The organism is Lacipirellula sp. (assembly GCF_965279485.1).
In the GTDB taxonomy this organism is placed as follows: Bacteria; Planctomycetota; Planctomycetia; order Pirellulales; family Lacipirellulaceae; genus Lacipirellula.
In genome coordinates this window covers 1731711-1744973 of record NZ_CBDIIC010000001.1, presented here as the reverse complement: position 1 = coordinate 1744973, position 13263 = coordinate 1731711, and the positions used below count along the sequence as shown (strand labels likewise).

Below are 13263 nucleotides of genomic sequence, written 5' to 3'. Positions count from 1 at the left end.
AGCGGCAATCCACATTGGCCTGCGTGACAAACGCCGATCGGCGTTTACGCCGTCTGCACGCTTTCGTATGCTCCCCGCCGTTCAGTTTGATTGTTCGGGGCTGCGCGCCCCACGGAAGGGAGTTCCGCCATGGTTCGGCAATTCTTCGCCCTGCTGTTCGCCGTCGCTGCTGCGAGTCTGTTGTCCGCAGAAACGCAGTCCGTTTCGGCTCAAGAATTCCGCATCGAGACCGAGATCTATGTCGGCGACGCCACCGAACCGGCGAGCCACACGGTAACGCTGTTTGAAAAGTCGGCAGTCTACGAGTTCGTCGACAGCCCACAGCAAGTAATCGTTTATCGCCAAGGGCCTGAAGGCAAAGCGGGGCAGTTTATTCTGCTGGATACCGTTCGCGAACGCCGTACCGACGTCGAAGTCGAGCGTGTGTCGAAGCTGATGGCGAAGATGACCGAATGGGCGTCTGAGCACAAAGATCCGCTGCTCAAGTTCTCCGCGAAGCCGAGCTTTGAGGAGACTTTTGACGGCGACACCGGCGCTTTGACGCTGGCCAACAAAGAGTGGACCTACCGCACCGCGACGATCAAGGCGCAAGACGCCGCCAGTTTGACGCGCTACCGCGAATTCACCGACCGCTACGCCGAACTCTCGGCGATGGTATACAACTCGCCGCCGCCAGGTCCGCGGCTGGCTCTCAATTCGGCGCTCGCAAAACACGGCGTCGTACCGGTCGAGATTCAACGCTCGCTTGGCGGCGACGACAAGAACGCCGTCCGGGCGACGCACCTTTTCTCGTGGCGCCTATCGCGCGAAGATCGCACCCGGCTCGACGAAGCCCAGGCCCATTTGGCGAACTTCAAGAAGGTCGACAACGAGCAGTTTATTGCGGCTCGGAAGGGGAAGGACGTGGTTCGCGGGCAGTCGAAGTAGTCTGTGATCGCGAAGCAACCGTCTTCGGCTCTTCGTCAACGAAGTTACATTCAGCATCTATGCGGGCGCTGCATCTACGCGGGCGTCGCATTCAAATCGAATCCTGAAGGGATTCAATATTCCAGCCCAGGGTTGATTGCGCAGCAATCTACCCTGGGTTTGCTCGCGGCGATCAAGCACCAACCCTGTAAGGGTTGAACATTGTCGCTAAAGCCGATGATGCAACCCTTACAGGATTGTTGCCACCCCTCGCCAACTGCCCCAGGGTAGATCGCCGTGGCGATCAACCCTGGGCTGGAATCTTCAACGCTTTCAGCGTTGGATGCGGCTTGCGTGCTTTGCTAGATCCCTCGCTCTGCTCGGGATGACGGTACGGACTAACGACGTCCTACGCCCGCACCAGCTTGTGGAACGCCTCGGTCAGCTGCTTCGTGATCGGACCCGGCTTGCCGCTGCCGATGACGCGGTCGTCGACCTTCACTGCCGGGATGATTTCCGCGGCCGTGCCGGTGAGGAAGCATTCGTCGGCAACGTAAACGTCGTGCTTGGTGATCGCCGACTCGGAGGTGACGATGCCCGCTTCGGAGGCGAGTTCCAGCACGGCGTTGCGAGTGACGCCCTCAAGAATGCCGGCGTCGAGCGGCGGCGTGTAGAGCTTGCCTTGCTTCACCAGGAAGATGTTATCGCCCGTGCATTCGGCGACTTCGCCCTTGTGGTTGAGCATCAGCGCTTCGACGCAGCCCGCCTTCAGGCCCTCGATCTTGGCGAGGATGTTGTTGAGGTAATTGAGCGACTTGATCCGCGGGCTAAGCGCCGCCGGATGATTACGGATGACGCTCGAGGTGATCAGTTCGAGGCCGTTCTCGTAGAACTCTTTCGGGTAGAGGCTGATCGAGTCGGCAATGATGATGATTTGCGGATTGCTACAGCGGTTCGGGTCGAGCCCCAACGTGCCGCTGCCGCGGGTGATGACGGCGCGGATGTAGCCGTCCTTGATGCCGTTGGCGGCGACGGTGTCGTCGATCGCTTTGGCCATGTCGGGCTGCGACATTGGGATGCTCAGCCGGATGGCGAGCGCCGATTCGAACAGCCGGCGGACATGCTCGTTGAGCTGGAAGACCTTGCCGTTGTAGGCCCGTAGGCCTTCGAAGACGCCGTCGCCGTACAGGAGCCCATGATCAAAGACGCTGACAGTCGCCTGCTCGGCCGGGAGGAGTTTGCCGTTGATGTAGACCTGTCGTGACATCGTTGCTTTCGTGGGAGCGTTCGGGTTGTATTGAGCGACGGACGACATGGGCATGGCCTCTACGGTGAACGTGGAACGATTTCCCGTAAAGAGGGGCCGCCAATGTCGCAGGTTCGGCCAGCAGGGGCGAAACCTTCAACGCCGCCGGATTGGCCGATGGAACACCGCGCTAATAGCGTCGGCGCCAGGTTCGTCCACCGGCGGCGCCGGCGGCTTGTATCGGCCCTAACCGGCGATTCGGCCTTCGACGAGCTTCACTGTGCGGTCCGCTTGCCCGGCGATCCAGGGGTCGTGCGTCACCATGACTATAGTGAGCTTTTCCCGGGCATTCAACTCGGCGAGCATTTGCATTACCGACTCGCCGCTCGCTCGATCAAGATTGCCGGTCGGCTCGTCGGCAAACAACATTTTCGGCTTTAAGAGTAGGGCCCGCGCGATCGCGGCACGTTGCATTTCGCCGCCGGAAAGCTCACGCGGCTTATGCTTGGCCCGGTGTCCAAGGCCCACCAACTCGAGCATCTCGTAGGCCCGGCGGCGGTAAGCAGCGCGATTTCGCAGATAGCCGAAGATGCCTCCAGCAATCATCGCCGGAGCCAACACGTTCTCTAGCGCCGTCATTTCCGGAAGCAAATGGTAGAACTGGAATACCATGCCGAAATGGCGGTTCCGCAGTACGTCGCGAGCCGAAGAAGGAACATTGTCGATGCGATTGTGCTCGAAACGGATTTCGCCGGCATCGGGCTGATCGAGGGTCGCGAGCAAATGGAGTAATGTGCTCTTGCCGCTGCCACTTTGTCCGACGATTGCGAGGAACTCGCCCTTTTCGACATGCAGACTGATCCCCTGCAAAACCGGAATCCCTAGAGAACCTTTGCGGTAGCTCTTATAGAGATCTCGGCAAGCAAGCTGAACTGAAACCTCTTCCAAATGTGGCTCAGCTGTTGGGTGCACCTTCGCATGCGCGGCGTGTTCTGCCAATGTTCGATTCCCACTGACCGTTCCCGCAGCGTGCGGCGGTGCGGGAGGCGCACTCGCCGATCGTCTGGGGGTGATCCAGCCAGGAGTCGCGGAGGTAGATTCACGCGGCGAATTACTCATGGGAATTTGTCTCAAACGCTTGATTGTTCACTTCGGCCACGTTCGATCAGCAAGTTGAACTACTCAAACCGTAACGCGCGAACGGGATGCAACGACGCTGCGCGGATCGCGGGAATGATGCTTGCCAATACGGCAATCAGTACCGCCCCGACGATGATCAAGAACACCGTCAAAGGTTCGACCAAGGTCGGAATTTTATAGAAGTAGTAGACCGATGGGTCGAACACCTGCATGCCAAAAATATATCCGATCAGATCGGCGATTTCGTTGATTTTAGCCACGATATAGAGTCCCATTGCCGTGCCGACGCCTGCTCCGACAAGGCCTAAGCTCAGCCCGTAAATCAGGAAGATCGCCAGAATGCCGAAGCCGCTGGCGCCGAGAGACTTCAAGATGCCGATGTCGCGAGTTTTTTCGACGACGATCATTAGGAAGATCGCTAAGATGCCAAACCCGGCAACAGCGATGATCATGAACAGCAAGATGTTGAGCACCATCGTTTCCATCTGCACGGCAGCGAGCAACGCCCCTTGTTCGTCACGCCAGGTACTGACTTGGTAGAACTGAATTGGAAACGCGGCTTGAATTTTGTCTCGCATTGCCTCGGCGTTGACGCCGGGTTTTAGCTTGATTTGGATCGTCGTGAACTTGCCGACCCCGGTTTTGGGATCGATCATGCCGCGATCTTTTTGCAGCGCCTTGAGCGGGACGAACGCGAAGTTGGCGTCGTACTCGCTCATCTTGCTCTCGTAGAAATCGACGACGGTGTATTCCTGACCGACAATCTCCGGCGGCATCACCGCGAGGGGGAAGGCGACCTTCACATCGTCGCCTGGCAGGCCGAGGTAGTGGTCGACGCCGTCGGGGGTGCGGAATCCGCAGATGCCGATGCCGAGGACGATGCCGGTGTGTTGATCGGTGGCGGGGTCGAAGTCGCGACCTTCGCCCTCTCCGGCAGCTTCCGCCGCCAATGCGAACGGATCGGCCATTGCCGGCTCAGCGGAGTCAGCTGGCGCCGCGGCGGCTGGAGCTGGTTCGCTCTTGGCTTTGATCTCATCGAGCCGCTTCTGATCCGCGGCGCGTTGCTTGGCGAGCATCGCCTTGTACGAGCGATACTGCCAACCGGCGTCGCGCATCACTTCGCGCGGCTTGGCGTCGGCGGGATCGACCTGGTGATCGAGCACGTCGTAGCCGCCGTCGCGGAGGTCGAACGACAGCTGCTTACGATTCTCGGGATGCTGCAGGAAGTCGCCGAACTGGCTCACTGAGGCGTAGCTCGTTTCGTCGATGCCGATGAGCGTCACTTGCCGCGGCAATGTTTCGCCGCCGACGGTGAGGTAGAGGAGCGACGGCACGTGGACCGTCGGCGACATACCGGCGATCGTGTCGCCCGCGGCAGTCCGAATCTGCGCCATGTGAGCGTCGGCGTCGAACACGCCGTCGAGGCTGCGGGTACGGAAGATGAGGTCGCCCAACATGCCGTTGAGGCGGCCCTGCATCTCGTGCGTGAACCCCGCCATGACGCTGTTGACGACAATCATCGTCGCCACGCCGAGCGTGACGCTGACGATGCAGAGGAGCGCGATGTAGCGGGTGCGCAGGTAACGCCAGCAGAGGAGGAGTTTGTACATGGGGTGCCGTCCTTGGCGAGGGAAGCGTGTTAAGGCGTGCTGGTTGTTTCTGATGTCGGCGCGGGAACTTTGGCGGAGACGCGTCGGTAAAGTCGTCGCTGGCGAGTTGGCGGTTCGTTGACTCCGTAGATTTCATCGCTGTGCTTTTGGAGGCAGGCAGCCAACTCTTCAGCGCTTGACGTTACGTTGATGTCATCGATGATAAGCCCGCCTTCTACACGGCCGGTTAGCTTTTCTTCCTGTAGAAGGCGCCTGAGCACTGCCCGGTCAGGTAGCCAGATAGCTATCCACTCGCCGCGGCGTTCCCAGCGACATGGGAACAGGTTAATTGGCAAATCTGCTGGAGATTGTACTTCTCTTTCGCTCGGCTCCGCTCCCCTTACGGCAAGCCATTCAGCTAGGTTGCACTCCATGTAGGTGACATCGTCAACTTTCATCAACTTGAATACGCCTTCGCTTTCATCGCGGCGATCAAGTGCGTGTTGCCGATAGCATCCATTCTTGTGCTGTTGAATCACAAAATGATCGGATTCTCGAGGACCGAAGACGGAGTCCTGTTCCTCCCAAATGCCGACGATCTCGTCATCCGTCACCGTCTCGGCGACTTCGCTCAGTTGATGCGAAGTGCGCACGCAGCCGATCGACAGCATGGCAATGCTGAGCGCGGTCAATGTGGTGAACAATAGCGTCATCGGCGGCCTCCTTGCCGCGGTAGCCGTCATTTCTCAGGCCGCAGCACCGGGAACAGAATCACGTCGCGAATCGACTGCGTGCCGGTGAGCAGCATTACTAACCGATCGATGCCGATGCCCAAACCGCCTGCCGGGGGCATGCCGTGACGCAGAGCGCGGATAAAATCCGTATCCATCTTCGCCATCGAATCTTCTTCGCTCATCCCCGCAAGTTGGCTGCGGAAGAGTTCTTCCTGCAGGTCGGGGTCGTTTAGTTCGGTGTAGGCGTTGGCGATTTCCATTCCGCCGATGAACAGCTCGAACCGTTCGGCGACGGTCGGATCGCTCGCCTTCCGCTTCGTCAGCGGGCAGATGCTCGCGGGGTAATCGATCACAAAGATCGGGCCTTCGAGGGCATCCTCGACCTTCTCCTCAAAAACGTCGTTCTTAATGACATCGGGATGCCGGCCGGCGGTTTCGATGCTGAGCTTCTTCGCGAGCGCCGCGACGGCGGCCGAATCGGTGGGGTCGACGCCGGCATGCTGCTTGAACAACTCCGCGTAGGTCGCCCGCTTGAATGGCGGCTTGAAATCGACCGTCTTCCCAGCGAATTCGATGGTGTACGAAGTCGGCTTGCCGTCGCCTGCGCCGCGGATGGCGTGGATTGCCTCGCAGATGCACTCTTCGGTGAGATCCATCATCGAACGGTAATCGCCGTACGCCTGATAGACCTCGAGCATCGTGAACTCGGGGTTGTGCTTGGGGCTAATCCCCTCATTGCGATAGACGCGGCCGAGTTCGTAGACCCGTTCCACGCCGCCGACCAGGAGTCGCTTGAGGTGGAGTTCGAGCGCGATCCGCATGAACAGATCAAGATCGAGTGTGTTGTGATGCGTCGTGAACGGCCGAGCAGCCGCGCCGCCGGCGATCGTGTGGAGCGTCGGGCCTTCGACTTCGACGAAACCGCGGTCGCCGAGCGTCTTGCGAATCGACGAAACGATCCGCGTCCGGTCTAGGAACCGGTCGAGCACGCCTTCGTTGTAGGTGAGGTCGAGGTACCGCTGCCGCGTCCGCAGCTCGGCGTCTTGCAGGCCGCTATGCTTTTCTGGCGGAGTTTCGATGGACTTGGTCAAGATATGGAGCCGGTCGGCGAATATCGAAAGTTCGCCCGTCTTCGTTCGGCGGAGCGTGCCGTCGACGCCGATGATATCGCCGAGGTCGAAGCATTGAGCCAAATCCCAGCTATCGCCGACCTGATCGCGGCCGATGAACAGCTGCACTTGGCCCGTCATGTCGCGAATGTCGATGAACAGCAGTTTTCCTTTGTCACGCGACAAGATGATCCGGCCCGCGGCGCGGACTTGCGGACCGACGATCTCGCCGGCGCCTTGCTCAGCGAGCCAAGGGCGGAACGCGGCGCGTTCTTCTTCCGTCTCCAGCGACGGCAGCGTGATGTTCGCGCCATCCGCCTTGCGGTAGAGGATTTCGTTCGTGCGGGCGCGAATGTCGCCGATCAGCTGGCGATCGTCGAAGCGCGTGCCCCACGGATCGTGGCCGAGTTCGATGATGCGGGCGAGCTTGGCGCGACGCGCCGCTTCCAGAAACGATTGGTCGCGCGAGGGATCGGTTGCGTCGTCGGCGGGAGTCTGTTGGTCGGTCATCGATTGCGGGGCAGGCGTCATGGCTGGAGCCGCGGCGGCTCGAAAAGGAGGCGCGCGGAGGGTGGAAATTTCGCTAAGCTCAAGAGTGGAAAGATTTTAGTGAAGATAGGCAAGGGGTCAACGCCACTCGCCTTTCCCCGGTTCACCCCGCTACCACCATTCCGTCCCGCGGCGCCCGTTTAGCAGCGTGGCGCCAGCCCGCTTGCAGCCCGCATAACCGCAACTTCCAAATTGACCTAACCCCTCCCACGACCTAGGATTTCAGGCCCCCGAATCACCGGGAGGCGTCGGAGACGCTGCCGCTATGACTGCTGACACGCCCCCCCAAACATCCCGCCGCCCGTCGCTCGCACTGTCGATTATCGGCGGCGTGCTAGCAGTCTTGCTCGTCGTGGCCGGAGCCCTGTACTGGGCGGCCCAAGCGGTCGACCCGTTTTACGCGGCGGCGACCCAAGCAAAGCCGGCCGAACTGAAAGAAGCGGGCGAGCAACTCGAGAATCGCGTCGCCGATCTTACCGACCAAGCCGAGACGACCGGCCGTTGGGAATCCATTTTCAGTGACGAGGAGGTCAACGGTTGGCTGGCGACCGTGCTCCGTGAAAAATACCCGACGCTGCTGCCGCCCGAGGTGGTCGACCCGCGCGTTTCGTTCGTGAACGGGAAGTGCCTGCTCGGCTACCGCTACCAAGGCGACAAGGTGCGGGCGATGGTCACCATCGAAGGCGAAGCGTTCATGGCGAGCGACGACGTCGCCGGTCTGCGGCTCCGCAAAGCACGCCTCGGCTTCCTGCCATTGCCGCTGTCGAAAGTAGTCGACTACATCAACGATGGCGCTAAGCAACTCGAAATTCCCGTGAAGTGGGTAGAGCAAGAGGGCGACCCCGTGATGCTCGTGGGCGTCACCAACGCCCTCTCGACCGACGAAGAAGTTCGGCGGTTGGAGGCGATTGACCTCCGCGACGGGCAGCTGGTGCTGGCGGGTTCGATCGAACCGCGACCGACCTTGGCGCCGGCGAAGTCGAGCAGCATCGGCGACCGCGCGCGAGCGGCGGTTAACGCGGCGGCATCTGCTGCTGCAGCGGCAGCCGTGCAGTGATAGTGATCTGGCTTTGCTCGCCTCGCAGGCGAACGTCGATCGCATCGTCTGCCTCGCTCAGCACTTCATACTCGCCGCGATCGACGCGGGTCACTATTCCGCGATTCCCGCTGACGGGGCCTTCGTAGTCAAGATAGGCGATGCGGTGATCGGCGATGCGCGTTGCTTCGATGGCTTCGGCGTCGCCTCCCCAGGCGATCGGCAGCTGCAGTAAGTTCCAGGTGAGCAGCACGCTGTCGCGTTCGAGCATGAGATCCCAGTGGCTCGGCTTGCCGAGCGACGGGGGGCATTCGTGGTGAAGCAGGACGAAGCGGGGCATGGGGCTACTCGCTCGCTCCCACGCGGCCGGCGAAGTAACCGGCGAGGTTGAATTCGGGCGCGAGTTCCGCCTGTAGCCGATCGCACGCCGCTCGGGACTCTGCAAAGCTTGCGAATTCAGGCGATCGGCGCAGCGCGAGCACCGGTTTTCCTAATGCGACAAGCGAAGCGGGCGGGCGTTCGCCGGCGGCGAGATCGGCTACGATCAGTTGAGCACCTGCCGAATTTGCGGCGTCGTGCCACTGTTGCGACGAGAGAACGACCCCGGTCAAGAATACGTTTTCGTTCGTTCGGTCGTGAACGCCCGCAAGGTGGAGCAGCGCCGCCACCGCTGGCTCCCACGAAAGCCGTTGCCGCAGTTGTCGAACGTCGCCAGCAAAAGTCGACGCGTCAACCAGCACGGTCGCGCCCCATCGCGACGCGGCCGACAGGTCGGGAATCTCTTTAGCAGCGACAGCGATGATTGCCGACTCAGTTTCGTGCGCCTCGCGGGCTGCCGCTTCGTTTAGGCTTGTCGCAACGGCGCCACGCAGGACGACGCGTTCGCCGCCGAGACGGAGATTCACGCCATGGGCCGATAGCCGCTGCAAGCCCAGCATATGCACGACGCCATCGTTCGTGACGCCGGCATCAACGCGACGCAACTCGTACAAAAACGGCATCGCCGCCGACCAGTAGCAAGGCTCGGTGACGAGAAACTCGACCCGCTGCTCGCCCACAGATTTGCCGCGAAACGTCGACGCCAGCGTGCGACCATACTCGCAGCGAGGGCCGTAGAGTTCCCACTCGCCGCAAAGGTCGACGACGCCGTCGCCGACGAGCGACAGTCGCACGCTCGACTCGGTGGCAGCAGCGAGTTGGACAGTCACGCCCTCAATCATCGCTGTCCGTCGCGACGCGCGCCAGCTCCTCGGCAAGGTATTGGCCAGTCACCGAGGCTGGGTTGCGGGCGACTTCCTCCGGCGTCCCGACGGCGACGATTTGGCCACCCATTTCCGCGGGGCCGGGGCCGAGGTCGATGATGTAGTCCGCCGCCCGCATCATCTGAAGATTGTGCTCGACGACGATCAGCGAGTGCCCCATCGCGACGAGCGACTCGAAGCACTCGATTAGCTGCATCACGTCGGAAAAGTGAAGCCCCGTCGTCGGCTCGTCGAGCACGAACAGCGTCCGGCCCTTCCGCGCGGCAGACACATAATTGGCGAGCTTTAACCGTTGCGACTCGCCGCCGCTGAGCGTGTTCGCCGGCTGACCGAGCCGCAGGTAGTCGAGGCCAACGTCGATAAGACACTTCAGCCGGGCCAGCACCTTCTTGTGACCGCGGAAAAAATTAAAGGCCTCGCGGACCGAGAGGTTCAGCACGTCGGCGATGCTCAGGCCGCGGTATTTCACTTCGAGGACTTCGCGGCGATAGCGGGCGCCGTGGCACTCGGGGCACTTGATGTAGACATCGGCCATGAACCGCATGTCGATCATCTTGTAGCCGTCGCCTTGGCACGCCTCACAGCGGCCCTCCTCAGCGTTGAAGCTAAAGTGGCCCGCCTTGAACGAGCGGGCCTTCGCCTCGGTCGTCTCGGCGAAGAGCGTGCGAATCGGATCGAACGCTTTGACGTACGTGACGGGGTTTGATCGCGGGGTGCGGCCGATGGGGCTCTGGTCGACGCGGAGGGCGTCTTCGACCTGGCCGGCGCCGATGAGGTCGTCGAATTCGGCCGGGCGATCGCTTTCCATCCGCATTTTTTGGGCGACGGCGGGGAAGAGCGTCTGCTGGACGAGCGTGCTCTTCCCTGCGCCGCTAACGCCGGTCACGACGCAGAGCAGCCCGAGCGGAAACTCGGCGGTGACGTTTTGCAGGTTGTTGCCGCGGGCTCCAACGAGCTTCAGCCAGCCATGCGTGGTCGGGCGGCGAGATCCTTTGTCGGCGCCGATACGCCGGCCGGCGATCCACTCGCCCGTACGGCTCTCGGGATCATCGAGCATCGCGACCGGCGAGCCCTGAAAAATGACTTTGCCGCCGAATTCGCCGGCGCCGGGGCCCATCTCCACCACGTGCTCGGCTGCTTGGATAAGCGACGGTTCGTGCTCGACGAGCGCCACGGTGTTGCCGCGCTCCCGCAGGCTGCGCACCGCTTCCACCAGGCGCGGTAGGTCGGCGGGGTGAAGGCCGGCCGATGGTTCGTCGAGGACGTAAAGCATGCCCGTGAGATTTGAACCGAGCGCCGCCGTGAGCGAGACCCGTTGCGCTTCGCCGCCGCTGAGGGTGCGAAGGGAACGATCAATCGCGAGATGCCCGACGCCGACGCGTTCCAAATATCCAAGCCGCGCAGTCACCTGATCGACGAGCAACTGCCCCACTTGGCGTTGCCAATCGGTGAGCATCAACCCTCGCAGCCACGCGAGCGCTTCGCTCACCCGCATCGCCATCGCTTCGGCGATGTTCCAACCGCTGATCCGCACGGCAAGGGCTTCGGGTTTCAGCCGAGCGCCGCCGCAGGTAGGGCAGGGGTAGTAGCTACGCCAGCGACTGAGGAAAACGCGGATGTGCATCTTGTACTTTCGCCGCTCCAGCCAGCTGAAAAAGCCGTTCAGCCCGCCGAACTTCTTCTCCGGCACGCCTTCCCGAATCAGCCGCAGCTGCTCGTCATTCAACTCGCGGAACGGCACGTCGACCGGGATGCCGTACTTCGAGGCGAGAGCGAGCAGCTCGTCGAGTTCATGCGAGTAGGCGGGCGTATTCCACGGGGCGATCGCCCCGTCCCGCAGCGATTTCTCGGCGTCGGGAACGACGCGCTGCATGTCGACGTCGATAATGTTGCCGAACCCTTCGCACGCTTTGCAGGCGCCGAGCGGGTTGTTGTAGTTCAGCAGTTGCGGTTCGACGTCCGGGTATTGGATGTTGCAGCGTTCGCAGCGAAGGACGTTGCTGTAGCGGCGCTTGGTCCAGGTGCGACCATCGAGTTGCACGGGGTCGGGATTGTTTTGCGACTGGCAAGTCACTTGAATCGCAGAGTCATCGGGTCGCGCTAGAGTTCCGACCCCTTCCCCGTTGCCCTCCTCAATCCACGCCACCGCCGCGCCGCGGCCTGCTTCCAGCGCATTTTCCAGCGAGTCGCGCAGCCGGGTTCCATCTCCCGCCTGCACGTTAAGGCGGTCGATGACGACTTCGAGTTCCTTCAACTCGCCCAGCCGTGCGGCCAGTTCTGGAACGATCTCGTCAGTCTTCCCGTCCAGAACACAGCGTCGGTAGCCGAGCGCTGCCAAATCGGCCAGCCATTCCTCGGCGTTGCGCTCCTTGCCGCGGAGCGATTTGAAGCCGAGCATCAGCCGCGTCCCTGGCGGCATGCCGAGTAGCTCGTTCGCCGCCGATTCGGCCGAGTCGCGCTCCACCCGCTCGCCGCAGTCGTAGCAAATGACTTCCCCCAGCCGCGCGAACAGCAACTGCAAATGCTCGTTCACTTGCGTCGCGCTGCCGACGGTCGCGCGGCTTGAGCGGCTTACATGCTTCCGCGTGACGGCGACCGACGGTGGAATCCCCTCGATGCTTTCTGCGGCCGGTTTGTCGAGCTGTTCGAGAAATTGTCGCGTGTACGTCGAAAAGCTTTCGACGTACCGCCGCTGCCCTTCAGTGTAGAGCGTGTCGAGCGCTAGGCTCGTCTTGCCGCTGCCGCTTACCCCGCAAAAGGCGATCAGTCGCCGGTGGGGGAGGTCGAGATCGACGTTCTTGAGATTGTGGACCGCCACCCCGCGCAGTCGTATCATCGGCGGCGAACCATTGGCATCCATGCGGTCGGTCCTTCCCTGTGGTCGTCGGCAAGCTCTGGGCAAACCGCTCAGTGTACCGCGCCGGTTGGGGGAGACGCCACCGGGGGCGAGATTGCTATAATTCGCCGGCACCTCCAGTCAGGCCATTCGATGCCCGCCAAACGCAAACGAGTTAATCCGTTCTACGTCCTGCTCGTTCCCGCGGGATTCGTCTTCGCGGTGACGGCGTTCGCGTACGGGTATATGGCGTTCCAAGCAGTGAACGCAGTCCGCGCGCAGGCGGCCGTTCATGCGGGGCATCCGCTGAATCGGTGGCTGCGGGCGCACGGCGACGAGGCGATGCTGATCCAACTGGCGATTTTGGCCGTGCTGACGATCGCCGCCCTTGCGACCGACCGCTACTGGGATCCCGTCGAGAAAACGGAACCAAAACCTCCTGCCACGTGAGCCGATCATGCGCATCAAACGCAACACGGAAGTCCCGCTCAACGACGTCACCATGGAAGGCGCCGCCGGATGCAAAGTCCGCTGGCTCGTCGGCGAGGCCGACTCGGCGCCGAATTTTGCCATGCGGCAGTTCGAACTCGAACCGGGCGGCCACACGCCGCGGCACTTCCATCCGTACGAGCACGAGATCTTTGTGTTGGAAGGGGAAGGGGCCATCTTCGACGGCCAGCAGGAACAGCCGTTACGCCCCGGCGACGTCGTGCTCGTATCGCCGGACGACGTCCACCAGTTCCGCAACGTCGGCAGCACGCCGTTTAAGATGCTGTGCCTGATTCCGAATTCGGCGGTGGATAAGAAAGTGACCGTGGTACCGGAGTGCGGCATCGAGCGCTAACGGCGCGAGGTT

General features: G+C 61.8%; 12 protein-coding genes. 4 read left to right on the top strand and 8 right to left on the bottom strand.

Annotation, left to right across the window (positions count from 1 at the left end):
- Positions 1-129: 129 nt before the first annotated feature.
- Positions 130-927, top strand: coding sequence for a hypothetical protein (locus ACQY7R_RS07320; protein WP_428304936.1), 798 nt, complete (start codon positions 130-132; stop codon positions 925-927).
- A 388-nt stretch (positions 928-1315) separates the two neighbouring features.
- Here ACQY7R_RS07320 and ilvE read toward each other — a convergent pair whose 3' ends face one another.
- The 5 genes from ilvE to lysS form a co-directional block, all read right to left on the bottom strand.
- On the bottom strand, positions 1316-2173 hold the full coding sequence (ilvE, locus tag ACQY7R_RS07315) for a branched-chain-amino-acid transaminase (RefSeq protein WP_152101810.1): 858 nt from the start codon (positions 2171-2173) through the stop codon (positions 1316-1318).
- A 225-nt stretch (positions 2174-2398) separates the two neighbouring features.
- Positions 2399-3151 carry an ABC transporter ATP-binding protein gene (locus ACQY7R_RS07310; RefSeq protein WP_428304935.1) on the bottom strand — a complete coding sequence of 251 codons (753 nt, stop codon included), beginning with the start codon at positions 3149-3151 and terminating at the stop codon, positions 2399-2401.
- A gap of 179 nt (positions 3152-3330) precedes the next feature.
- On the bottom strand, positions 3331-4902 hold the full coding sequence (locus ACQY7R_RS07305; protein ID WP_428304934.1) for an ABC transporter permease: 1572 nt from the start codon (positions 4900-4902) through the stop codon (positions 3331-3333).
- 29 nt (positions 4903-4931) lie between these two features.
- Entirely contained in the window at positions 4932-5594 is a 663-nt protein-coding gene (locus tag ACQY7R_RS07300) for a hypothetical protein (protein WP_428304933.1), read from the bottom strand.
- Between the two features lie 26 nt (positions 5595-5620).
- On the bottom strand, positions 5621-7234 hold the full coding sequence (gene lysS / locus ACQY7R_RS07295) for a lysine--tRNA ligase (RefSeq protein ID WP_428304986.1): 1614 nt from the start codon (positions 7232-7234) through the stop codon (positions 5621-5623).
- Positions 7235-7538: 304 nt separating this feature from the next.
- Between lysS and ACQY7R_RS07290 the strand changes: the two genes are divergently transcribed.
- On the top strand, positions 7539-8330 hold the full coding sequence (locus ACQY7R_RS07290) for a hypothetical protein (protein WP_428304932.1): 792 nt from the start codon (positions 7539-7541) through the stop codon (positions 8328-8330).
- Here the strand turns inward: ACQY7R_RS07290 and ACQY7R_RS07285 are convergent.
- From ACQY7R_RS07285 to uvrA, 3 genes are read right to left on the bottom strand one after another with little or no spacing between them, the layout of a single operon-like run.
- Entirely contained in the window at positions 8287-8649 is a 363-nt protein-coding gene (locus ACQY7R_RS07285) for a DNA polymerase ligase N-terminal domain-containing protein (RefSeq protein WP_428304931.1), read from the bottom strand. The genes ACQY7R_RS07290 and ACQY7R_RS07285 overlap by 44 nt on opposite strands.
- 4 nt (positions 8650-8653) lie before the next feature.
- Positions 8654-9517, bottom strand: coding sequence for a hypothetical protein (locus ACQY7R_RS07280; protein WP_428304930.1), 864 nt, complete (start codon positions 9515-9517; stop codon positions 8654-8656).
- Between the two features lie 4 nt (positions 9518-9521).
- Positions 9522-12431: an excinuclease ABC subunit UvrA gene (gene uvrA, locus ACQY7R_RS07275; protein ID WP_428304929.1), complete on the bottom strand. Its 2910-nt coding sequence runs from the start codon at positions 12429-12431 to the stop codon at positions 9522-9524.
- Positions 12432-12560: 129 nt separating this feature from the next.
- Between uvrA and ACQY7R_RS07270 the strand changes: the two genes are divergently transcribed.
- Together ACQY7R_RS07270 and ACQY7R_RS07265 are read left to right on the top strand one after the other, a co-directional pair.
- Entirely contained in the window at positions 12561-12857 is a 297-nt protein-coding gene (locus ACQY7R_RS07270) for a hypothetical protein (RefSeq protein ID WP_428304928.1), read from the top strand.
- 7 nt (positions 12858-12864) lie between these two features.
- Positions 12865-13251: a cupin domain-containing protein gene (locus ACQY7R_RS07265; protein WP_428304927.1), complete on the top strand. Its 387-nt coding sequence runs from the start codon at positions 12865-12867 to the stop codon at positions 13249-13251.
- Positions 13252-13263: the final 12 nt, after the last annotated feature.